Annotated in this window: 21 protein-coding genes, 2 tRNA genes and 3 rRNA genes; 7 read left to right on the top strand and 19 right to left on the bottom strand. The window is 63.9% G+C overall.

Annotated elements, in window-relative coordinates:
- The first annotated feature begins 94 nt into the window (after positions 1–94).
- The 3 genes from H0W38_RS00590 to H0W38_RS00580 are packed head-to-tail and all read left to right on the top strand — an operon-like array spanning position 95 to position 1,306.
- Positions 95–958 carry an IS66 family transposase gene (locus H0W38_RS00590; RefSeq protein ID WP_367161558.1) on the top strand — a complete coding sequence of 288 codons (864 nt, stop codon included), beginning with the start codon at positions 95–97 and terminating at the stop codon, positions 956–958.
- Positions 888–1,091, top strand: a complete 204-nt coding sequence (locus H0W38_RS00585; RefSeq protein ID WP_292450568.1) for a transposase domain-containing protein — start codon at positions 888–890, stop codon at positions 1,089–1,091. The genes H0W38_RS00590 and H0W38_RS00585 overlap by 71 nt, the downstream gene beginning before the upstream one ends.
- Positions 1,088–1,306, top strand: a complete 219-nt coding sequence (locus H0W38_RS00580; RefSeq protein WP_292450567.1) for a hypothetical protein — start codon at positions 1,088–1,090, stop codon at positions 1,304–1,306. Before H0W38_RS00585 ends, H0W38_RS00580 begins: the two co-directional genes overlap by 4 nt.
- A 183-nt stretch (positions 1,307–1,489) precedes the next feature.
- Here H0W38_RS00580 and rrf read toward each other — a convergent pair.
- The 9 genes from rrf to H0W38_RS00535 form a co-directional block, all read right to left on the bottom strand.
- A 5S ribosomal RNA gene (gene rrf, locus H0W38_RS00575) occupies positions 1,490–1,602 on the bottom strand.
- Positions 1,603–1,714: 112 nt separating this feature from the next.
- Positions 1,715–4,588, bottom strand: a 23S ribosomal RNA gene (locus H0W38_RS00570).
- Positions 4,589–4,842: 254 nt separating this feature from the next.
- A tRNA-Ala gene (locus H0W38_RS00565) sits at positions 4,843–4,918 on the bottom strand.
- A gap of 12 nt (positions 4,919–4,930) precedes the next feature.
- Positions 4,931–5,007: transfer RNA gene (locus tag H0W38_RS00560), tRNA-Ile, on the bottom strand.
- A 148-nt stretch (positions 5,008–5,155) separates the two neighbouring features.
- Positions 5,156–6,686 (bottom strand): 16S ribosomal RNA (locus H0W38_RS00555).
- Together the 16S, 23S and 5S rRNA genes with 2 tRNA genes alongside form the textbook arrangement of a ribosomal RNA operon.
- Before the next feature lie 374 nt (positions 6,687–7,060).
- Complete coding sequence (gene ptsP / locus H0W38_RS00550; RefSeq protein WP_292450566.1) at positions 7,061–8,773, bottom strand: phosphoenolpyruvate--protein phosphotransferase; 1,713 nt, start codon at positions 8,771–8,773, stop codon at positions 7,061–7,063.
- 316 nt (positions 8,774–9,089) lie between these two features.
- Entirely contained in the window at positions 9,090–9,359 is a 270-nt protein-coding gene (locus H0W38_RS00545; RefSeq protein ID WP_292450565.1) for an HPr family phosphocarrier protein, read from the bottom strand.
- Positions 9,328–9,792 carry a PTS fructose transporter subunit IIA gene (locus H0W38_RS00540; RefSeq protein ID WP_292450564.1) on the bottom strand — a complete coding sequence of 155 codons (465 nt, stop codon included), beginning with the start codon at positions 9,790–9,792 and terminating at the stop codon, positions 9,328–9,330. Before H0W38_RS00540 ends, H0W38_RS00545 begins: the two co-directional genes overlap by 32 nt.
- Before the next feature lie 107 nt (positions 9,793–9,899).
- Entirely contained in the window at positions 9,900–10,430 is a 531-nt protein-coding gene (locus H0W38_RS00535) for a hypothetical protein (protein WP_292450563.1), read from the bottom strand.
- Positions 10,431–10,462: 32 nt separating this feature from the next.
- On the opposite strand from H0W38_RS00535, the gene H0W38_RS00530 reads away from it, so the two are divergent.
- The gene (locus H0W38_RS00530; protein ID WP_292450562.1) at positions 10,463–11,749 is read left to right on the top strand and encodes a CaiB/BaiF CoA-transferase family protein; all 1,287 of its coding nucleotides are present in this window, start codon (positions 10,463–10,465) and stop codon (positions 11,747–11,749) included.
- A gap of 156 nt (positions 11,750–11,905) precedes the next feature.
- The gene (locus tag H0W38_RS00525) at positions 11,906–13,006 is read left to right on the top strand and encodes a hypothetical protein (protein WP_292450561.1); all 1,101 of its coding nucleotides are present in this window, start codon (positions 11,906–11,908) and stop codon (positions 13,004–13,006) included.
- Positions 13,007–13,032: 26 nt separating this feature from the next.
- On the opposite strand, the gene H0W38_RS00520 is transcribed toward H0W38_RS00525, so the two are convergent.
- Positions 13,033–13,719: a DUF4197 domain-containing protein gene (locus H0W38_RS00520; RefSeq protein WP_292450560.1), complete on the bottom strand. Its 687-nt coding sequence runs from the start codon at positions 13,717–13,719 to the stop codon at positions 13,033–13,035.
- Between the two features lie 13 nt (positions 13,720–13,732).
- Between H0W38_RS00520 and H0W38_RS00515 the strand changes: the two genes are divergently transcribed.
- Positions 13,733–14,233: a TlpA disulfide reductase family protein gene (locus H0W38_RS00515; protein ID WP_292450559.1), complete on the top strand. Its 501-nt coding sequence runs from the start codon at positions 13,733–13,735 to the stop codon at positions 14,231–14,233.
- Between the two features lie 161 nt (positions 14,234–14,394).
- Here the strand turns inward: H0W38_RS00515 and lipA are convergent, their stop codons facing one another.
- The 9 genes from lipA to H0W38_RS00470 all read right to left on the bottom strand — a co-directional run bounded on the left by lipA (position 14,395) and on the right by H0W38_RS00470 (position 21,249).
- On the bottom strand, positions 14,395–15,393 hold the full coding sequence (lipA, locus tag H0W38_RS00510) for a lipoyl synthase (protein WP_292450558.1): 999 nt from the start codon (positions 15,391–15,393) through the stop codon (positions 14,395–14,397).
- Positions 15,394–15,417: 24 nt separating this feature from the next.
- The gene (lipB, locus tag H0W38_RS00505; RefSeq protein ID WP_292450572.1) at positions 15,418–16,035 is read right to left on the bottom strand and encodes a lipoyl(octanoyl) transferase LipB; all 618 of its coding nucleotides are present in this window, start codon (positions 16,033–16,035) and stop codon (positions 15,418–15,420) included.
- 103 nt (positions 16,036–16,138) lie between these two features.
- A complete protein-coding gene (locus H0W38_RS00500) occupies positions 16,139–16,426 on the bottom strand; it encodes a DUF493 family protein (protein ID WP_292450557.1) in 288 nt (95 codons plus the stop codon).
- A gap of 69 nt (positions 16,427–16,495) precedes the next feature.
- The gene (locus tag H0W38_RS00495) at positions 16,496–17,407 is read right to left on the bottom strand and encodes an aminotransferase class IV (RefSeq protein ID WP_292450556.1); all 912 of its coding nucleotides are present in this window, start codon (positions 17,405–17,407) and stop codon (positions 16,496–16,498) included.
- Between the two features lie 40 nt (positions 17,408–17,447).
- Positions 17,448–18,590: a D-alanyl-D-alanine carboxypeptidase family protein gene (locus tag H0W38_RS00490; RefSeq protein WP_292450555.1), complete on the bottom strand. Its 1,143-nt coding sequence runs from the start codon at positions 18,588–18,590 to the stop codon at positions 17,448–17,450.
- 51 nt (positions 18,591–18,641) lie between these two features.
- Entirely contained in the window at positions 18,642–19,298 is a 657-nt protein-coding gene (locus tag H0W38_RS00485) for an alpha/beta fold hydrolase (RefSeq protein WP_292450554.1), read from the bottom strand.
- 22 nt (positions 19,299–19,320) lie between these two features.
- Positions 19,321–19,644 (bottom strand): (2Fe-2S) ferredoxin domain-containing protein, encoded by a 324-nt coding sequence (locus H0W38_RS00480; protein WP_292450553.1) that lies wholly within the window; start codon positions 19,642–19,644, stop codon positions 19,321–19,323.
- 9 nt (positions 19,645–19,653) lie between these two features.
- Positions 19,654–20,811, bottom strand: a complete 1,158-nt coding sequence (locus tag H0W38_RS00475; protein WP_292450552.1) for a VanZ family protein — start codon at positions 20,809–20,811, stop codon at positions 19,654–19,656.
- Complete coding sequence (locus tag H0W38_RS00470; protein ID WP_292450551.1) at positions 20,812–21,249, bottom strand: CopD family protein; 438 nt, start codon at positions 21,247–21,249, stop codon at positions 20,812–20,814. It lies immediately after the preceding gene.
- Between the two features lie 263 nt (positions 21,250–21,512).
- On the opposite strand from H0W38_RS00470, the gene hemB reads away from it, so the two are divergent.
- On the top strand, positions 21,513–22,538 hold the full coding sequence (hemB, locus tag H0W38_RS00465; RefSeq protein ID WP_292450550.1) for a porphobilinogen synthase: 1,026 nt from the start codon (positions 21,513–21,515) through the stop codon (positions 22,536–22,538).
- Positions 22,539–22,544 lie beyond the last annotated feature (6 nt).

Genomic DNA, 22,544 nt, shown 5'->3' with positions numbered 1-22,544 from the left:
ACGGGCTACTCCCGCCAGCCTCCCGCCCGCACTTCGCTTCTCACCTTGATTGACGCGCTCTTCTCATCCTGATTGACGCTGAACACCGCAGGTCATCGACAAGGGGCTACCGTCACCCGGGCTGGTCGCGCACACACTGGTCAGCCGCTTCGTCGATCACATCCCGTATTACCGGCAAGAGACGATCAACGCAAGGTCCGGCGTGCACACGCCGCGCTCGACGCTGGCGGGCTGGTCCGGCGCGGGTGGTGCGGAGTTGCAGCCGCTGTTCGACGCGCACCGCGAGTTCGTGCTCGGCGCGCAGGTGCTGCACGCCGACGAGACGCCGGTGAACATGCTCGACCCCGGGGCCGGCAAGACCAAGCGGGCCTACATCTGGGCCTATGCGCGTGGCAGCTTCGATGCATTGCCGGGTGTGGCTTATGACTTCTGTGTTGGCAGAGGTGCACAGTACCCGATCGCGTTCCTGGGCGAGTGGAGCGGCACGCTGGTGCGCGACGCGTACAGCGCTTACGACAGCGTGGTGCGGCTGCATGACCGCAAGGCCGCAGGCTGCCTGGCCCACGCGAGGCGCAAGTACGACGAGCTGATCAAGGACAACCGCAGCCCTGTGGCCACCCAGGCGGTGCAGCACATCGCGCTGATCTACCGCGTCGAGCACGAGGCGCGAGCGATGACTGCCGAAGATCGTCTGGTATGCAGGCGGCTCAGGGCGCAGCCGCTGTGGGACGAGTTCTTCGTCTGGCTCGAGCTGGAGCGCTCGCGCGTGGCCGAGGGCAGCGCGATTGCCAAGGCGCTGGACTACAGCAACAACCACTGGGCGACGTTGACGGCACACCTGCAAGACGGGCGGCTGCCGGTGGACAACAACCACATCGAAAACGCCCATGGGCGATGGGTCGCACGGCGTGGCTGTTCTGCGGCAGCGAACTGGCGGGCCAGCGTGCGGCCGTGGTGATGAGCCTGGTCGTGTCGGCCAAGCTCAACGGGCACGTCCGTGGGCTTACCTGAAGGACGTGCTGACGCGGTTGCCGACACACCCGAACAGCCGCATCGACGAGTTGCTGCCCCATCGCTGGGTGCAGCAATGAAGAACATTGAGGCGCTCATTAACGATGGCGGCGAGATCACGCTCGGCGCCATCGGTGGGATCGACTGCGCTGCCACGGTGGCTGACGGCCACAACAGCTTGGCCATGCTCGTGCGTCGTGAAGGCGAGACCCTCAATGCGCTGCTGCGGCGACTGGACAAAGCGATCGCGGCCGTCCGGGACGGCGGCGATCCCGTCGACGAGATCAACGGCTGAGGACGCGCTGCTGTGCGCGTCAAGATGCCGCGGCTAGCCGCTTACGAAATACATGCGAAGCGTGGTCGCTTGATTTTTAAATTTCTGCGCTTGGTTGTTCCCCGTTGCTGGAATGTTTATTCTGTCTTGCTTCAGACGCAAAAAAACCCGGTCATTACTGACCGGGTTTTTCGCTGCGTAATAGCCTGACAATGTCCTACTTTCACACGGGAACCCGCACTATCATCGGCGCTGAGGCGTTTCACTGTCCTGTTCGGGATGGGAAGGAGTGGGACCACCTCGCTATGGTCATCAGGCTTAACTTGTCGCCATCTTGCATTAGCAAGACAGCCAATTCGTAAAGTCAAATCAGTCTTGATTGCGCTATTACGGCATAACATTTTTGGCTCAAATCGCCATCAAAGTTATAGGGTCAAGCCTCACGAGCAATTAGTACCGGTTAGCTTAACGCATTACTACGCTTCCACACCCGGCCTATCAACGTCCTGGTCTCGAACGACTCTTCAGGGGGCTCAAGGCCCCGGCAGATCTCATCTTGAAACGAGTTTCCCGCTTAGATGCTTTCAGCGGTTATCTCTTCCGCACTTAGCTACTCGGCAATGCCACTGGCGTGACAACCGATACACCAGAGGTGCGTCCACTCCGGTCCTCTCGTACTAGGAGCAGGCTTCCTCAAATCTGCAGCGCCCACGGAAGATAGGGACCAAACTGTCTCACGACGTTTTAAACCCAGCTCACGTACCTCTTTAAATGGCGAACAGCCATACCCTTGGGACCGGCTACAGCCCCAGGATGAGATGAGCCGACATCGAGGTGCCAAACACCGCCGTCGATATGAACTCTTGGGCGGTATCAGCCTGTTATCCCCAGAGTACCTTTTATCCGTTGAGCGATGGCCCTTCCATACAGAACCACCGGATCACTTAGTCCTACTTTCGTACCTGCTCGACTTGTCAGTCTCGCAGTCAAGCACGCTTATGCCTATGCACTATTAGCACGATTTCCGACCGTGCCTAGCGTACCTTCGAACTCCTCCGTTACGCTTTGGGAGGAGACCGCCCCAGTCAAACTGCCTACCATGCACTGTCCCCAACCCGGATAACGGGTCAAGGTTAGAACCTCAAACACACCAGGGTGGTATTTCAAGGTTGGCTCCACGACACCTAGCGGCACCGCTTCAAAGCCTCCCACCTATCCTACACAGATCTGTTCAAAGTCCAATACAAAGCTACAGTAAAGGTTCATGGGGTCTTTCCGTCTTTCCGCGGGGAGATTGCATCATCACAAACATTTCAACTTCGCTGAGTCTCTGGAGGAGACAGTGTGGCCATCGTTACGCCATTCGTGCAGGTCGGAACTTACCCGACAAGGAATTTCGCTACCTTAGGACCGTTATAGTTACGGCCGCCGTTTACTGGGACTTCAATCAAGAGCTTGCACCCCATCATTTAATCTTCCAGCACCGGGCAGGCGTCACACCCTATACGTCGACTTTCGTCTTTGCAGAGTGCTGTGTTTTTAATAAACAGTCGCAGCCACCGATTCTCTGCGGCCTCATTGGGCTCCCCTTGTACAGGTTCACCTACTAAAGGCACACCTTCTTCCGAAGTTACGGTGTCAATTTGCCGAGTTCCTTCTCCAGAGTTCTCTCAAGCGCCTTAGAATACTCATCTCGCGCACCAGTGTCGGTTTACGGTACGGTCGTGTACAGCTGGAGCTTAGTGGCTTTTCCTGGAAGCAGGGTATCACTCACTTTAGCGGCAAGCCGCCTCGTTATCACGCCTCATCTAAGCTGCCCGGATTTGCCTAGGCAGCACGACTACACGCTTGAACCGGGACATCCAACACCCGGCTGAGCTAACCTTCTCCGTCCCCACATCGCACTGCACATCGGTACAGGAATATTGACCTGTTTCCCATCAGCTACGCATCTCTGCCTTGCCTTAGGGGCCGACTCACTCTACGTCGATGAACGTTGCGTAGAAAACCTTACGCTTTCGGCGAGGGGGCTTTTCACCCCCTTTAACGCTACTCATGTCAGCATTCGCACTTCCGATACCTCCAGCAGGCTTCACAACCCACCTTCACAGGCTTACGGAACGCTCTCCTACCACGCACATTGCTGTGCATCCGCAGCTTCGGTTACTGGCTTAGCCCCGTTACATCTTCCGCGCAGGACGACTCGATCAGTGAGCTATTACGCTTTCTTTAAATGATGGCTGCTTCTAAGCCAACATCCTGACTGTTTTAGCCTTCCCACTTCGTTTCCCACTTAGCCAATATTAGGGACCTTAGCTGGCGGTCTGGGTTGTTTCCCTCTTGTGTCCGGACGTTAGCACCCGGTGCACTGTCTCCCAAGCTGTACTCATCGGTATTCGGAGTTTGCAATGGTTTGGTAAGTCGCCATGACCCCCTAGCCATAACAGTGCTCTACCCCCGACGGTAATACTTGAGGCACTACCTAAATAGTTTTCGGAGAGAACCAGCTATTTCCAAGTTTGTTTAGCCTTTCACCCCTATCCACAGCTCATCCGCTAGTTTTGCAACACTAGTCGGTTCGGACCTCCAGTGCGTGTTACCGCACCTTCATCCTGGCCATGGATAGATCACTTGGTTTCGGGTCTACACCCAGCGACTGAACGCCCTATTCGGACTCGATTTCTCTACGCCTTCCCTATTCGGTTAAGCTTGCCACTGAATGTAAGTCGCTGACCCATTATACAAAAGGTACGCCGTCACCCTTGCGGGCTCCGACTTTTTGTATGCATGCGGTTTCAGGATCTATTTCACTCCCCTCCCGGGGTTCTTTTCGCCTTTCCCTCACGGTACTAGTTCACTATCGGTCGATTACGAGTATTTAGCCTTGGAGGATGGTCCCCCCATCTTCAGACAGGATTTCTCGTGTCCCGCCCTACTTGTCGCACGCCCAGTTCCACAATCGACTTTTTTCATACGGGGCTATCACCCGCTATAGCCGGCCTTTCCAGACTGTTCTGATAAGTTAATTGCTAAAACGTGCAGGCTGGTCCGATTTCGCTCGCCACTACTTTCGGAATCTCGGTTGATGTCTATTCCTCGAGCTACTGAGATGTTTCAGTTCACCCGGTTCGCTTCGCATGCCTATGTATTCAGCATGCGATACCCTTGCGGGTGGGTTTCCCCATTCGGAAATCTCCGGATCAAAGCTAATTTGCCAGCTCCCCGAAGCTTATCGCAGGCTATCACGTCCTTCATCGCCTGTAATCGCCAAGGCATCCACCACATGCACTTAGTCACTTGACCCTATAACTTTGACGCCTCGCTGCAGAAGCATCGTCAAGGACTGATTTGAGTATTTCGCGTTATGCCGTTTTCAACTTTTGTAAGCTGAAGTTTGTTGACGCAATCAAAAAGTTGCCGACGGTACAGTTCGCCATGAAGCGGTTTTCCGCCGACAACACTGATTTGACTCTACGAATTGTTAAAGAACGACAGCCGATCTTGCGATCGCACACGCAAGAGGCCACTGGCTGCTAGCGTGTGAAATCTTGTTGAAATGGTGGAGGTGAACGGGATCGAACCGATGACCCCCTGCTTGCAAAGCAGGTGCTCTCCCAGCTGAGCTACACCCCCGGTTAGGAATGTTGGTGGGTCTGGTTGGATTCGAACCAACGACCCCCGCCTTATCAAGACGGTGCTCTAACCAACTGAGCTACAGACCCTCCCATTCCGAATGAAACGCGAAAGATCCGATCAAACGTGAACTCTAGGCGATTGGCCTTGCGCACACGTCAAGCCGGCTCACGTTTCACTTCTGTCGTCAAAGACAGCCGATAAGAGTGGGCGCTAAAAATTGAGTGCTGTTTCCAGAAAGGAGGTGATCCAGCCGCACCTTCCGATACGGCTACCTTGTTACGACTTCACCCCAGTCACGAACCCTGCCGTGGTAATCGCCCTCCTTGCGGTTAGGCTAACTACTTCTGGCAGAACCCGCTCCCATGGTGTGACGGGCGGTGTGTACAAGACCCGGGAACGTATTCACCGCGGCAAGCTGATCCGCGATTACTAGCGATTCCGACTTCACGCAGTCGAGTTGCAGACTGCGATCCGGACTACGACCGGTTTTCTGGGATTAGCTCCCCCTCGCGGGTTGGCAACCCTCTGTACCGGCCATTGTATGACGTGTGTAGCCCTACCCATAAGGGCCATGATGACCTGACGTCATCCCCACCTTCCTCCGGTTTGTCACCGGCAGTCTCATTAGAGTGCCCTTACGTAGCAACTAATGACAAGGGTTGCGCTCGTTGCGGGACTTAACCCAACATCTCACGACACGAGCTGACGACGGCCATGCAGCACCTGTGTCCAGGTTCTCTTTCGAGCACCAAGCCATCTCTGGCAAGTTCCTGGCATGTCAAGGGTAGGTAAGGTTTTTCGCGTTGCATCGAATTAAACCACATCATCCACCGCTTGTGCGGGTCCCCGTCAATTCCTTTGAGTTTCAACCTTGCGGCCGTACTCCCCAGGCGGTCAACTTCACGCGTTAGCTTCGTTACTGAACAGCAAGCCGTCCAACAACCAGTTGACATCGTTTAGGGCGTGGACTACCAGGGTATCTAATCCTGTTTGCTCCCCACGCTTTCGTGCATGAGCGTCAGTGCAGGCCCAGGGGATTGCCTTCGCCATCGGTGTTCCTCCGCATATCTACGCATTTCACTGCTACACGCGGAATTCCATCCCCCTCTGCCGCACTCCAGCATTGCAGTCACAAATGCAGTTCCCAGGTTGAGCCCGGGGATTTCACATCTGTCTTGCAAAGCCGCCTGCGCACGCTTTACGCCCAGTAATTCCGATTAACGCTCGCACCCTACGTATTACCGCGGCTGCTGGCACGTAGTTAGCCGGTGCTTATTCTTCAGGTACCGTCATTAGTTCGAGATATTAGCTCGAACCGTTTCTTCCCTGACAAAAGCGGTTTACAACCCGAAGGCCTTCTTCCCGCACGCGGCATGGCTGGATCAGGCTTGCGCCCATTGTCCAAAATTCCCCACTGCTGCCTCCCGTAGGAGTCTGGGCCGTGTCTCAGTCCCAGTGTGGCTGGTCGTCCTCTCAGACCAGCTACGGATCGTAGCCTTGGTGGGCTTTTACCCCACCAACAAGCTAATCCGACATCGGCCGCTCCAATAGCGCGAGGTCTTGCGATCCCCCGCTTTCACCCGTAGGTCGTATGCGGTATTAATCCGGCTTTCGCCGGGCTATCCCCCACAACTGGGCACGTTCCGATGTATTACTCACCCGTTCGCCACTCGCCACCAGGATTGCTCCCGTGCTGCCGTTCGACTTGCATGTGTAAGGCATGCCGCCAGCGTTCAATCTGAGCCAGGATCAAACTCTTCAGTTCGATCTTGATAAATTACTCAAAGAATTGAAGTGAACTTCACTTGCATGAATTTCAATTCAGTGAGCGTTTAAGGTCATGAGACCTGAGTCTTGCGACTCTCGGCACTCGCCTTCAAACGCCCACACTTATCGGCTGTCATTTGTTAAAGATCGTCGCCTTTCGGCGTCGCTGACCAGTGATCAGCACAGAGATGAGATTGTGACCAGTTATCAAAACCTTGTCAACCACTCACTTTGTTTACTTCGAAGAACCTGTCAGCGCTCTCGGCTTGTTACCTCGGCGTTGCTGTGTTCAGCAAAGAAATCGACTGTAGCATGACACCTTGCACGGCGCAAATCTCTGACGGTTTTTGTTCGTACGCGAGCACGCCTTCATCAGGACGCGGTCAGAGCGTCAAGGCCCAGTCTGTGCGTGTCGGCGCGAAGCACTTGCTGCTTTACGGTAGCGACTTGCGCTGGGTGCATAGAGAAGCTGCGCAAGCCCATCCCTAGCAGCGCCTCGGTGAAGGCGGGATCACCCGCCATTTCCCCGCACACGCTCACCTGCTTGCCGCGGGCTCGGCTTACGCTGATCGTGCGCGCCACCAGTTCGAGGACCGCTGGGTGCCAGGGGTCGTACAAGTGAGCAACGGCTTCGTCGGCGCGATCAATCGCCAAGGTGTACTGAATCAGATCGTTCGTGCCGATCGACAGGAAGTCGAACTGATCGAGGAAGGTATGGGCCATCAGTGCTGCAGCAGGCACTTCGATCATTGCGCCTACGGGAACATCGGTGTAGGCACGACCGCTTTCCTGCAACTGCTGTTTCGCCCGCGCAAGCGCCTCGAAGGTGCCGCGAATCTCCGATGCATGCGCCACCATCGGCACCAGCAAACGCACTTTCCCGTGGGCGCTTGCTCGGAGGATGGCGCGAAGCTGCTGGCGAAACATGCTCGGCTCGGACAGGCTCCACCGTATGGCGCGCAGCCCCAGCGCCGGGTTCAAGGCGTGTTCGTGTCGAAGCTCGTGAACGGACATTCGGTCGAGCGCCTTGTCGGCGCCGATGTCGACGGTCCGAATGGTCACCGGCAAGCCGCGCATTGCTTCGACCACCGCCCGGTAGGCCTCGTATTGCTCGTCTTCCCCTGGTAGATCGCCGTTGCGATTCATGAAGAGGAACTCGCTGCGAAACAGCCCTACGCCGACCGCTCCCGCCTCGAGCGCAGCTTTCGTATCACCGGGGAGTTCGATGTTCGCAAGCAGCTCGACCCTCTGCCCATCGAGGGTGACCGCGGGCGTATGCCGGAGGCGGGTCAAGCGCTCACGCTCCAGGCCGCCTTGTCGCTGACGGAATCGATATTCTTCGAGCACGATCGGAGACGGGTCGACGATCACGACGCCAGCGTCGCCGTCGATGACCACCCAATCGTCCTGTCGAATGAGGCGACTGGCTTCTCGCGCACCGACCACGGCCGGAATATCGAGGCTGCGTGCAACGATCGCGGTGTGCGACGTGCGGCCACCTACATCGGTGACGAAGCCGGTGAAGATACTGCGCTTGAACTGCAGCATGTCGGCCGGCGAAATGTCGCTTGCCACCAGCACCAGCGGATCCTCGCCAGCGAAGTCTCGCGGATTGACGGCATGGGCCGGCGTCGCCCGCCCACCCTGCTGGGCGAGGGCTCTGAGCAACTGCTCAACCACCTGCTCCAGATCGGCCTTGCGCTCGCGCAGATAGTCGTTCTCCATCTCGTCGAACTGCCGGGCCACCACTTCGAGCTGCGCTGACAGCGCCCATTCGGCGTTGTAGTGACGGTCCCGCACCCAGCTTCCGGTGGCTCCGGTCAACGCGTCGTCATGGAGCAGCATCAGGTGAACGTCGAGGAGCGCGGAAAGCTCCGGCGGCGCATCCGCCGGCATGTCGCGCTGCAAGCCGTGCAGTTCGCTGGCCACCGCATCGCGAGCGGTACGCAGCCGCTGCACCTCGGTCTCGATCTGCTGTGCTTCGATGAAATAGTGCGCAACATCGACGCGACTCGAAGCCACCAGCACGGCCCGTCCGATCGCCACACCGCGCGAGACCGGAAAGCCGAAAACCTGGAAGCTCATGAAACGATCGTAGCAGCGCGCAGAATGCGGGCAGCCGGCGGCACGCCGCCGCGAAGCGGGGCGCTGTCGCTCGAAGTCGTGCCGACCGCATCGCACCGTCACGGCTCTGTCGCAGGCTCCATATCATTGCCACCGGGCAAGAAACGCGATGAGGGATCTGCCGCTATGGCCGCCGAACTCGAAGACGACGAAGCTCGGGCGCACTGTGCGTGCACGCACGAGGCGCCGATCGAGCGGTAGGTGCGCTCCGGTTTGCGCTGCCGAAGACTTGCCCGGACCGTACCGGCTGCACTTCCTCGGCGCCTGAGGCGCTGCCCTATTCGCCTTCGCCGAAGCGGTTGACGATCAGCGCGAGCAGTGCGTCCATCGCTTCCCGTTCGCGCTCGCCGGAGGTTTCGACCTCGATTTCAGCGCCCAGACCGGCGGCCAGCATCATCACGCCCATGATGCTTTTCGCGTTCACCCGGCGTTCACCACGGCTGAGGAAGACCTCGCAGGGGTAGCTTCCCGCCAGCTTGGCGAGCTTGGCCGAGGCCCGCGCATGCAGGCCGAGCTTATTGCTGATCTTTATTCGCGTCGAAATCATCGCCCGGTCGCACTCCTAGGGTCTGGTTCTGCGGGCGCGCGGGGGCAACCTGCATCACTCCTTGCGTGGCGCCGGCCAGCGCACGGGCGACGAGCATCTCCAGCGGCTCGTCTGCGTAGTTCATGGTTCGCCACAACATTGGCACGTTCACGCCCGTGACCACCCTGACATGCACGCCGTCGGCGAGCCGTTGCGCAATATTCGATGGCGTGGCGCCGAAAGCGTCGGTGAGGATGAGCGCCTCGCACCGGCTGGACACCCTCAGCGCCTGCTGGAGCAGCAGGCGCGCCTGGGTCTCGACGTCTTCAAGCGCAACCTGCGCGACCACGTCGCAGGCCCGCACGCGCTGCACCGCCTCAGGGAAGGCGTGCCCCGCAGCGGCCTTCAGTGCGGAGGCGAGAGGCGCGTGCGCGATGATGAGCAGGCCAGCCATGTGACCGGCGATTATCTGCGCAGCTCGCAGAGCGCGACGTGCCGCGCACAACCCGCGTTGGTGGCCGCAAACAACCTCGGCCGCCCGGGCTGAGCGCCGCTCGCCGCTCAGCGGGCCGGCTCGATGCCGTCGAAGAAGGTTTCAAGGGCCCTGGCCGACGGCGCGCCGCCGAGCACCACAGCCTGGAAAACACGCGAACCGTGGGCGAACAGCAGCGAATGCTCGACGATCGGCTGACCGTCAGGCTTGCGGCCTTCGACGCGCAAACGCAGGGGCGCCGGCTCGGCCGCCAGCTTGGCGAGCCGCACGGCGCGCGCTTCGGTCTCGCGCCCCTCGAGGTTGGTGGTACGAGCCGCCCGCAACGCGGCCAATGCAGGGCCGACCCGTGCAGGTTCGCCGAGATCGGCGCTGGTCATCCCCCAGGTCGTGCCGCCTGCGCTGCAGGCAAGCACTTCCACCGTCGCCGAAACGTCTGCAAGCACGACCGCCCGCGTCCTGCGCTCCGGCTTGCACGGCAGGAGCAGCGTGACCGCGCCGCCCTCGGGACGCACTTGGCGCCAGTCGAGCGTCGGTGAACAGCCCGTGACGAACGCGGCAAGGCCCAGAGGCACGAGCGACAGACGACCGGTGGCAGGCATCGCCGGATTATCGACAGCGGCAGAATCGAAAGATGCAACCCCAGTTCCCCCTCGCCAGCTCGTCGCTCTCGGGCATTCGCGTGCTCGACCTTTCCCGGGTGCTGGCCGGGCCGTGGTGCACCCAGGTCCTGGGCGACCTCGGGGCCGATGTCGTGAAGGTCGAACGTCCCCACAGCGGCGACGACACCCGGGGCTGGGGCCCGCCGTTCCTTAAGGACGCGACCGGCGCCGACAGCGAGGAGTCGGCCTACTACCTCGGCGCCAACCGCAACAAGCGCTCGATCACGATCGACCTTGCTCATGCCGAGGGGCAGGCGCTGGTCCGCGAACTCGCGCAGCAAGCCGACGTGCTGGTCGAGAACTACAAGGTCGGCGACATGGCGCGCTACGGCCTCGACCAGGAGAGTCTGCGAGCGCTCAATCCGCAGCTCGTCTACTGCTCGATCACGGGCTATGGTCAGACCGGCCCCTACCGAGACCGCGCCGGCTACGACTATGCAGTCCAGGGCATCGGCGGTTTGATGAGCGTGACCGGCCCGTCTTGCCTGGAGATCGGCGACGACCAACCGGGTGGCGGTCCGCAGAAGGTCGGCGTCGCCGTGGCGGACCTGTTCACCGGCCTGTACGCCACCATCGGCATCCTGGCCGCGCTGCGCCACCGAGACGCCGAGGGCTGGCGGCGCGGCAACGGCCAGTACCTCGACATGGCGCTGCTCGACAGCCAGGTCGCGATGCTGGCCAATCTGGGCGCCAACTATTTGGTGAGCGGCCAGGTGCCGCGTCGCGCCGGGAACGCGCACCAAAATATCGTGCCCTACCAGGTGTTCGAGGTGGCCGACGGGCATGTCATCCTGGCCGTTGGCAATGACGGTCAGTTCGCCCGCTTCTGCCACGTGGCCGGCCGCGCCGAACTGGCCGCCGACCCCCGCTTCATGAAGAACTCCGACCGCGTGCGCCACCGAGCCGTGCTGGTGCCTGTCCTGGCGGCGTTGATGCGCGAACGCAGCCGCGAGGATTGGTTAAATGCACTCGAAGTGTCCAAGGTGCCCTGCGGGCCGATCAACACGCTCGACCAGGTGTTCGCCGATCCGCAGGTGCTGGCTCGCGGCATGACGGAGGAGGTGGCGCATCCGCTGGACGCCGCGCTGCGGCTGGTCGCAAGCCCGCTGAAGCTGTCCGCCACGCCGGCGCGCACCCGCCTGCCGCCGCCACGGCTGGGCGAGCACACCGAAGCCGTGCTGCTCGACTGGCTCGGCTGGGACGCCGAGCGTGCATACCGGGCGCGTGCAGCAGGTGCATTGGGCACGAACGGCCACTGAAACGGGGGGAGCCTGACCGCCGCAGTGCCGCGAGCGCTGGAGCTTGGGCCGCGATCGTCACAGAATGCTCAACCGCATCGTCACGGTGCGGACGGCCCCGGCCAAGCCCATCATCCTCGGAAACCGCATGACCGCCCGCCGACCCTGCTGTTGCCTGTGGCTCCCGTCGAAACGACCGGCTCGGTCCAATCATGGCGTGCTCTGACCGCGCAGGTCGGGCGTGAGATCGCCGAGCCGCTGAGCGCAGCCCTGGAGCGGGTGATCGCCCTCACCACCACCGGCCGCATCGACCGTGAAGGCTTGCGCGCCTTGCGCTTGGAGATCGAACAGGCCCGGCGCGTGGGTATGGTGAGCCAGCAACTCTCGCGCCTCGCCTCCAAGCATCTGCGGCAGTCGCACGAGCGGCTCAACCTGGCGCACACGCTGCAGTCGGTGCTTGCTTATCGTGCGCGCGAGGTGGCCAAGCGCGGCGTCAACGTGCGCCAGGTCACCCGGCCTATCGAAGTCCTTGTCGATCCCAGCTTGCTGTTCACTTTGCTCAATGCCGTGCTCGACTGGGCTGTCGAGTCGGGTCGCGCGAACATCGATTTCCGCGTCGATCTCAAGAGCCGGCCGGCGCGAGGCCGGGTGAGTTGCAGCTTCCAGCACCAGGCCGCCACGGCGAAGGAGTCCGGGGTGCCGGCGGCGGCGGCGCTGGATTCGCTGAACTGGCACCTGATCGTGCAGGCTGCGGACTCCATGGAGCTGAATCTTCAGCGCGAAATGGACGGCGAGCAGGTGATGCTGACGCTCGAGTTCCCGCGCACCGTCGACGATGCCGTCGAAGAAGCCGTGAATCTCCAGCAAACCGCCTCGGCGCAAACCCCGAGCGGCAATTCCAAGCCACTTGCCGGCCGCCAGCTGCTGGTGATCGCCGACGGCCGCGAGTTGCGCGCACAGGTGCGCTCGGCCGTCGCGAACATGGGTTTGACCGTCGACTGCGTCTACTCGGTCGACGAGGCCGTCGATTTTTGCCGCGGCGGCCTGCCGCACGCCATCGTTTTCGAGGCGGCATTGCACTGCGATGAACTCGAGCAGCTGGCCGATGACATCCGGTCGGAACTGCCGGCGTTTTCCTTCATTGAGATCGTCGAGGAAGGCAACCGCTCGTTCGAGATCTCGGGCTTCGACGGCATGAACCACGCCCGCGTCGCGCGCGCCGGCCTGCGCCAGGCCTTGCCGTCGGCGCTGGTGTTCGAGCTATCGAAGAGTTTCTGACCGCGCCGCGGCAACGGCACGCCGGTTCAGATCGAGCCGAACACCTTCTTCAGCAGATCGCTGCCGGTGCTCACCGGGTCGCGTCGGATCTTCTTCTCTTCCTCGCCGATCATCAGGTACAGGCCGTCGAGCGTCTTGCCGGTCACGTACTGCTGAATGTTGGCGTCGTTCCTGTTCAGGAGCCCGAAGCCGGCCGCCCTGCCGGCGACCGCGTTGTACTTGTCGGCCAGAGCCACTTTTTCGGTCTGCTCCGTGACGATCGGCAGGAAGGTCGCGCCCAGCGGCTTGCGCGTCTTGTCGGCGAAGAACTGCGTCACCGAGGTGTCGCCGCCGGTCAGGATCTTTTTCGCGTCGGTCACCGACATCCGCGCCACCGCATCGCTCAGCAACTGCCGGGACTGCGGCACGGCCGCCTCGGCGGCGCGATTCATGGCAGTCACGAGCTCGTCGACCTTCTGGCCCTGCCCGATGCCCCGCAACAGCTTGGCCGCACTATCGACGCCGGAGGGCAGCGCGATGCGGACCTTCGGATTGCCGAGAAAGCCGTCGGTCCTGCCGAGCAGGCTTACGGCCGCAGTGGCCCCCCGCTCGAGCACCGCCTTGAGGCCGGCGCGTGCGTCGGCATCGGTGAGCGAAAGCGCGCGCGCCTGTGCTGCCCAAACCCACAGGGCCACACCGGCGGCGAGCTGACCCGTAAACTGACGTCGATCCATGACTGCCTCCTCAATGAAACTCATTCGCCATCTTGCCGCTACTGCCGTGGTCTTGGCAATCGGCGCGGCGGCCTTCGTGACCTTGACCGACAAGCCGCTCGCGCCCACCGTGCCCTACACGCTGCTCGACGGCTCCACGCACAGCACCGAGCAATTGCGCGGCCAAGTCGTGCTCGTGAACTTCTGGGCCACGAGTTGCGTGACCTGCGTCAAGGAGATGCCCGAACTGATCGCCACGCACGAGAAGTTCCAGTCGCGCGGCTACCAGACGCTCGCCGTGGCGATGAGCTACGACCCGCCAGCCTACGTCGTGAACTTCGTCGAGACGCGCAAGCTGCCGTTCCTGGTCACGATGGACCTCGACGGCTCGATCGCGCGCAGCTTCGGCGATGTGCAACTCACTCCCACCAGCGTGTTGATCAACAAGCGCGGGGAGGTTGTCAAGCGCTATCTCGGCGAGCCTGATTTCGAGGAACTGCACGCACTGGTGGGCGAACTGCTCGCCGAGAGCTGAACGGCCGAAGCCGCCGGCACGACGCCGAGGCGAGTTGAGCCCCGCTAGTCTGCGGACCTCGCGCCAAAGCCCCGACGCACCGGTTCAGGTCGAACGTGTGCGGCGCGCGCCGATCCGTCGCGCCCCCGGCCACGTGCTGCCGGCTCATTCGTGCAAGCCGGTCAGGGCAGGCTGGCGACGCCTGCCGCGTGCGCCTGCGCGTCGGCGTGGTAGCTCGAACGCACCAGCGCGCCGACGGCGGCATGGCTGAAGCCCATGGCCTTCGCCTCGGCCTCGAACATCCTGAAGGTGTCGGGATGGACGTAGCGGCGTACCGGCAAGTGGTGGCCGCTGGGCGCGAGGTACTGGCCGAGCGTGAGCATGTCGATGCCGTGGGCGCGCATGTCGCCCATCACCGCCAGGATCTCGTCGTCGGTTTCACCCAGGCCGACCATCAACCCGCTCTTGGTCGGCACGCCCGGCGCGAGTTCCTTGAACCGCTCGAGCAGGTTGAGCGAGAACGCGTAGTCCGAACCGGGGCGCGCCTCCTTGTACAGGCGTGGCACCGTTTCAATGTTGTGGTTCATCACGTCGGGCGGCGCCGCCTTCAGGATCTCCAGCGCGCGGTCCATGCGGCCGCGGAAGTCGGGCGTGAGGATCTCGATCTGTGTGGCCGGCGACAGCTCACGGACCTTCTGGATGCACTGCACAAAATGCGCCGCGCCGCCGTCGCGCAGGTCATCGCGATCCACACTGGTGATGACGACGTATTTGAGCCGGAGGGCTGCGATGGTCCTGGCCATGTTGAGCGGCTCGTCAGCGTCGAGCGGGTCAGGTCGACCGTGGCCGACGTCGCAGAACGGGCAACGCCGCGTGCACTTGTCGCCCATGATCATGAAGGTGGCCGTGCCCTTGCCGAAGCACTCGCCGATGTTCGGGCAGGAGGCTTCCTCGCACACCGTGTGCAGCTTGTGCTCGCGCAGGATCTGCTTGATCTCGTAGAAGCGCGTGGTGGGCGAGCCGGCCTTGACGCGGATCCAATCGGGCTTCTTGAGCACCTCGGCCGGCACCACCTTGATCGGAATGCGCGCGGTCTTGGCCTGCGCCTTTTGCTTGGCGCTCGGGTCGTAGGCCGCAGGGGCGGCGGCCGAGGCGAAGGCCGCGGAGGAATCGGTGGTCATGGAGGTTCGATCGGTGGGAGTTTTTCAGGGGCTCAGGTAGTTCGCCAGCCGCGCGGCGAGCGAATCGGCGGCAGCGTCCCAGTCGGTGACGACGCCGATTGTAGAAAGATCGACCGTCGCGAGCCCTGCGTAGCCGCAGGGATTGATGCGCGCAAAGGGGCTCAGGTCCATCGCCACGTTGAGCGCGGCGCCGTGGTAGCTGCAGCCGCGGCTGATCTTGATGCCCAACGCGGCAATCTTGCCGATGCAGCGCCAGGGGTCGCGCGCATCGCGCGGCTCGGGCAGCGTGCCGTGGCCGAACGGATCGGCCAGGTTCACGTAAACGCCGGGCGCACCGGCCACACGATGGCCGGTGACGCCATGGGCCTCCAGCGTCTTCAGCAGCGCCTGCTCGAGCCGGAACACGTATTCCTTGGCATGCAGGCCGAGCCGGCGCAGATCGACCAGCGGATAGGCAATGACCTGGCCGGGCCCGTGGTAAGTGACTTGCCCGCCGCGGTTGGTCTGAACGACCGGGACGGCGCCGGCGTCGAGCACGTGCTCGGCCTTGCCGGCAATCCCCTGCGTGAACACCGGCGGGTGCTCGCACAGCCACAGCTCATCGGGCGTTTCGGCGTTGCGCGCGTCAGTGAAGGCGCGCATCGCGCCGGCCGTGACCGCGTAATCGACGCGGCCCAGGCGCAGGATCTTCACGCGCTGTGCTGCGGCTGCGCAGTCCGCTGCGCACACGCCGCAAGCGCTGTGGTCAAAGCACCACCTTGACCGAGGGATGCGCACCGAGCGCGCGGTACAGGTCGTCGAGCTGTTCGCGGCTGATGGCTGTGACGGTGAGGGTCAGGCCCAGGTACTTGTTGCCCTTGCTGGGCCGCATCTCCACCGTCGCCGGGTCGAAGGACGGGTCGAAGCGGCGGGCGATTTCGGCCATCGCCTGCGCGAACCCGTCTTCGTTGACGCCCATCACCTTGATCGGAAAGGCGCTGGGGTATTCGATCAGCGACGCTTCGGGCGGAATGTCGGGTGGGACGGCGGGCATGGTCGGCTGCATCTCTCGCAGATGAAGGCATCGGCGGCCGAGTCAACCGCGAAAGCGCCTCGCACCCTCTCAGATCGACTGGCTGGCCTTGGCGCGCTGGTAGGCCTCGTACAGGCGGGCATAGACGGGGCCGGGCTTGCCGCCCAGCGCACCGTGGCCGACCGGCTCCCCATCCAGGCGCGTCACCGGCAGGATCTCCTTGGTCGCGGAGCTGAGCAGCAGCTCGTCAGCGGCGAGCAGTTCGCCCTCGCTGATCGGCCGCAGGCTGTAGGCGATGCCTTCGTCCTCGCAGAGCTCGCGCAGCAACTCGAAACGCACGCCCTCGAGCACATGCTCGCTCTTGGGTGGGCCGATGAGGGCGCCGTCCTTGACCATCCACACGTTGCACGCCGCGGCTTCCGTCAGGAAGCCGTCGCGCAACATCACCGTTTCCTCGGCGCCGTGGTCGGCCGACAACTGGCGTGCCATGACGTTGCCGAGCAGCGAAATGGACTTGATGTCGCCTCGCTCCCAGCGGAAGTCGCGCGCGGTGATGCAGGCGACGCCGGCGTGGCGCTGCTCCGCGGTTGGCGGCTTCATCACGCTGGCCATCATGAAGACGGTGGGCGGCAGATCCTTGGGCATCACGTGATCGCGCACCGCGACGCCGCGGGTGATCTGCAGATAGATCAACTGGTCAGTGGCACCGCTGGCCTCGTACTGCGCCGCGATCAGCCGGCGCATGCGCTCCAGCCACTGCGGCGCGTCGTGCGGGTTGGTGATGCGCACCTTGGCGCAGCTGCGCTCCAGCCGGGCCAGATGCTCGTCGAAGCGAAACAGGCGACGCCCATACACCGGCACGACCTCGTAGAGGCCGTCGCCGAACAGGAAGCCGCGGTCGAGCACGCTCACCCGGGCCTCGCGCAGCGGCGTGTACTCGCCGTTCAGGTAGCACAGGGCGTCGGCCACGGCCGCAGGGATGGAGTTCGGCAGATCGTTCATGGGTGCAGCCTAGGTCGGACGGCGGGCCGCCGCAAGCGTTTCACTGTATCCACAAGCGCAGTGCGTCCCACGCGCGGCCGAGCAGCCCCGCCTGCTCGACGGGCTCGAGCACCGCCAGCGGCACTTCGACCACGGTGGCGCCGGCCGCACTCACCTTGATGCTGCCGACCACCTGGCCCTTGGCGAGGGGGGCCACCAGCGGATCGGTGCGGGAAATGTCGGTCTTGAGCTTGTCGCCTTCGCCCTTGGGCACGCTGACCACTACCGCCTGGGCGCTGCCCAGCTTGGCGGTATTGCTGGCGCCTTTCCAGACGGCCGGGCTTACGACGGCCTGGTTGGCCTCGAACAGCTTGACCGCGTCGAAGGAAGCGAAGCCCCAGTTGAGCAGCTTCTGGCTTTCATTGGCGCGCGCCTCGGCCGAGGCCGCACCCAGCGCCACGCTGATCAAGCGGCGCTGGCCGTTCGGAAAGTCACGCCGGGCGGTGGTGATGAGGCAATAGCCGGCTGCGTCGGTGTACCCCGTCTTCAGGCCGTCGACGCTCGGGTCGCGGTAGAGCAGCAGGTTGCGGTTGTTCTGCTTGATCTTGTTGTAGGTGAACTCTTTGGTCGAGTAGTAGTGCAGGTACTCGGGAAAGTCGCGCACCAGACGGGTGGCGATCAGGGCCAGATCACGCGCCGTGCTGGTGTGGCCGGACGCGGTCAGGCCCTCAGGATTCTTGAAGCTGGTCGCCTTGAGGCCGAAGGCCTGGGCCTGGCGGTTCATCATCTCCACGAACTGCTCGTAAGTGCCGCCGACGCCCTCGGCCAAGACCACGGTCGCATCGTTGCCGCTCTGCACGATCATGCCCTTGAGCAAATCATCGACCGCCACCTGGCTGTTCAGCGGCAGGAAGGTGCGCGAAGCGCCGGTCATGCCGGTGCGCCAGGCACGCTCCGAGACCTGCAGCGTCTGCTCGAGCGTGAGCTTCTTGTCGCGCAGCGCCTGAAAGACCAGATAGCCGCTCATCAGCTTGGTCAGCGAGGCCGGCTCGACCGGCTCGTCCGGATTCTTGGCCGCCAGCACCTGGTTGGTGGTGACGTCGAACAGCAGGAAGGAGCGCGCCGCGATCTCGGGCGCTTGCGGTGCCTGCGCCTGTGCGGCGGCAACGGCGAAGGCGAACAGCAGGGCAAACAGTCTTTTCATGAGGGTCTTGGGAGCGGAAAGCGGAGATGGAGTGCAGTGGCGCGATTCGGTTCACAGAGCTTGCGACCAGGCGCGCACCACCAGCGATTTGAGCAGCGCGAGCTGCCCGTGAAAGAAATGGCCGACACCGGGAATCACGGTGACCGGAATCGTCTGCGGCCGGGCCCAGTCGAGCGTGGCCGCGAGCGGCACCACGTCGTCGGCCTCGCCGTGGATGACCAGAGTGTCCTGCGGCACGGCGGGCACGGTCTGCTTGAGCGTCGATGGCGCGATCAGGGCCAGCCGGTCGGGGGCGCCACCCGCCTCATGCAGCCTCGCCGCGGCGCTGGCCGCGACATAGCCGCCGAAAGAAAAGCCGGCCAGCACCCAAGGCAGGGCCGCGACGCCGTCTACCGCACGGCTGGCCTCGATCACGGCCAAGGCGTCGTCGATCTCGCCGCGGCCCTCGTCCCAGGCACCGGCCGAAGCGCCCACGCCGCGGAAGTTGAAGCGCACCGTCCGATAGCCCAGCGCCAGCCCGGCGCGCGCCAGGGTCTGCACCACCTTGTTGTCGAGCGTGCCGCCATGCTGGGGGTGGGGATGGCAGATCACCATCAGCGCAGAGGGCGCAGCGAGATGCCCGCCCGCCGCCGCGGCCGGCTGGTCTACGGCGCATTCGATGTCACCGGCCGGGCCGGGCAGCACGAGGCGCTGCGTTTGTGCGTTCATTCGGACGTCGCCTAGCTTCGGCTCAATGGCCGACATCGGGCGGCAGAAGCAGCCGCTCGACAACACGGCCGTGCACGAGGTGCGAATCGACGATCTCATCGATGTCGTCCTCGTCCACGAAGGTGTACCAGACGCCTTCCGGATAGACCACCGCCACCGGCCCGCCGGCGCAGCGGTCCAGGCAGCCCGCGCGGTTGACGCGCAGCTTGCCGGGGCCGATCAGCCCCGCGGCCTTGGCGCGCGACTTGCACCGCGAGAAACCGGCCTCGGCGCCTCTATCGGCGCAGCAGGCTTCGCCGTCGCGCTGGTTCAGGCAAAAGAAAATGTGGCGCTCGTAGTAGCTCATCGCAGGATTCTAGGTTTCGCCCGGGTCACGGGCCGCAACGCGGCCGATCAGGTAAACCAGCGTCGCCCACGGCCACAGCCAGCCGATCCACTGCGACAAGCCGTGAAAACGGATGAAGCGGCCCTGCTCCCAGCTTTGCAGGCTGGCCGCGTAGTAAGGATCGGCAGGCGCCAGATTGACCAGCGCCAGACCGAGGCTGATCACCGGCAACGCCAGCGCCGCGGCGCTGCGCGCCGACAGCAAGACCAGAGGCAAGGCCACCGCGACCGTCACCGCAAAGCCGGGCACGACCGGCAGCGTGAGCCAGGTCAGCGCGTGGTCTGGGCCGAAATTGAGCACCGTCGACAGCGTGGTGGCCGCCGCGCCGAGCAGCAGCGCACCGGCCAGCAGGATCACGCGCCGGGCGCCGGGGCGCGTGAGCGCGAAGGCGAGCAGGCAGGGCGCGAGCAGCCCGGCCACGATACCGAGCAGTTCCACGCCGGGTGCGAGCGGCGCCGGCGGCAGCGCGCTGCTCGGACGCAGCCAGCCGTCCCAGGCGGTGCCGGTCAGCGCGCCGGCGAGCGCGTCGCGGACGCGACCGAGCACCTGGCCCAGGCCGAAGGGCAGCGGCGGCGGAAACAGGAGGCCGAAAGGCCACAGCAGCAACAGCGCCAGCCCGAAGCCGGGTCCCCGCAAGAACCAGCGCTCACGCCAGCGCTGCCAACGCGCCAGCCCGCCCAAGGCCTCGGCTGCAGCGGCCATCAGCGCACCGACCGCTGCGCCGGCCGTGTTGAGCGCCCAGTCCACCCGCGAGGGCACCCGAAGCGGCAGGAGGTGCTGCAAGGACTCCATCACATAACTCAGCGCGCCTGCCACCAGCGCCGCGGCCAGGAAAGCGAGCCAGCGCGAGCGCCCGTCGCGCAGAACGCCAGCGGCAAGGAGCGCGCCGAGCGGTAAATAGCCCAGCAGATTGGCAACGACATCGAACTGGCTCTGGGCGATTGCCGAGGGCAGCCAGGGCCATCCGGCCGCGCTGCCCGTCGGTAGCCGCCAGCCCGAGAAGGGATGCAGGCTGGCATAGACGATCACGCACAGACACACGGCAGCCAGCGGCCAGGCCGAGCTGCGGTCGGCAGTGATCTCGGCGTTCGCCTGCGGAGGTTGTGAACGCAGCGAGCGTGGGCGCATCTAGAACGGCTTCACGACCACCAGCACGACGATCGCGATGAAGACCAGCACGGCCACCTCGTTGAAGACGCGGTACCAGCGGTCGCTGCGGCGGTTGGCGAACTGCTCGAAGTCACGCAGCAGCCGTCGGCAGACATGGTGGTAGCCGATCGCTCCCAACACCAGGGCCAGCTTCACGTGCAGCCAGCCGTTGCCCTCGGTGAACGAGCCGCGGCCGATGCCGTAGCCCAGCCACAGCCACAGACCCAGCGCCAGCGCGGGCAGCATCAGCAAGGTGCTGAAGCGGTACAGCTTGTGCGCCATGAGCAGCAGTCGCTCGCGTTCGGCATGGCTGTCGGCGGGCGTCATCGCGAGGTTGACGAAGATCCGCGGCAAATAGAACAGGCCGGCGAACCAGCTCGCGACGAAGACGATGTGGAAGGCTTTGATCCAGAGCATCGGGGCGATTATCCCCAGCCCTGCGATCCGGCTGGCCCGCGAGACCGCGCGGTCCCCGACCGACACCGCCGCCGCGAACGCCACTGCCCGTTTCCGATGCCCGCGCCGGCATCACCGCGAGGCCGCCAAGCATGGCCCGGGCCGACCCCGAGACGTATCATCCGCGGCAACTTTCCCGCGCCCGCGGCGCCGGGTGTGCCCGATGCGCCGGCCCTGCGGGGCGGCGACCGGGCAGGGCCCGCAGCGTCTCTCCGCATCACCCCGTGAGCTACCCGCAACGCTTTCCCGCCACGCGCGCGCGCCGCCTGCGCCGCGACGACTTCACACGCGCCCTGGTGCGCGAGCACGCGCTCTCGCCCGCCGACCTGATCCTGCCGGTGTTCGTGCTCGAGGGCCGCAACCAGGCGCAAGACGTCGCCTCGATGCCGGGCGTGCAGCGCCTGAGTCTGGACCGTCTGCTGCCGGTCGCAGCAGAGTGCGTCGCGCTCGGCGTGCCCGTGCTGGCCTTGTTCCCGGTGATCGACGCCGCGAAGAAAACACCCGACGGCCGCGAGGCGCTCAACGCCGAGGGCCTCGTGCCGACCGTCGTGCGCGAGCTCAAGCGCCGCTTTCCGCAACTCGGCGTGCTGACCGACGTGGCCCTCGATCCTTACACCAGCCACGGCCAGGACGGCCTGCTCGACGACACGGGCTACATCCTCAACGACGAAACGGTGGCGGTGCTTGCGCAGCAGGCACTCGTGCAGGCCGGGGCCGGCGTGGACATCGTGGCGCCCAGCGACATGATGGACGGCCGGATCGGCGCCATCCGTGAAGCGCTCGAGGGCAAGCGCCTGGTTCACACCCGCATCATGGCCTACAGCGCCAAGTACGCGAGCGCCTTCTACGGGCCCTTCCGCGACGCCGTCGGCTCGGCAGCGAACCTCGGCAAGAGCGACAAGAAGGTCTACCAGATGGATCCGGGCAACAGCGACGAGGCGCTGCGCGAAGTGGCCATGGACCTTGCCGAGGGCGCCGACATGGTGATGGTCAAGCCCGGCATGCCCTACCTCGACATCGTGCGCCGCGTGAAGGAAGAGTTCCGCGTGCCGACCTTCGCCTATCAGGTGAGCGGCGAGTACGCCATGCTGCAGGCCGCGGCGGCGAACGGCTGGCTCGACGGCGAGGCGGTGATGATGGAGTCGCTGCTGGCGTTCAAGCGCGCCGGCGCGGATGGCGTGCTGAGCTACTTCGCGCTGGCGGCGGCACGGGTGCTGCGCCGTGCTGGCGCCGGCCCGGCTCGCGGCTGATCGGCC

It is taken from the genome of Methylibium sp., from assembly GCF_013817365.1.
Classification (GTDB): Bacteria; Pseudomonadota; Gammaproteobacteria; order Burkholderiales; family Burkholderiaceae_C; genus Methylibium.
Note: the sequence above shows the minus strand (reverse complement) of the source record. Positions and strands in the feature narration are given on the sequence as shown.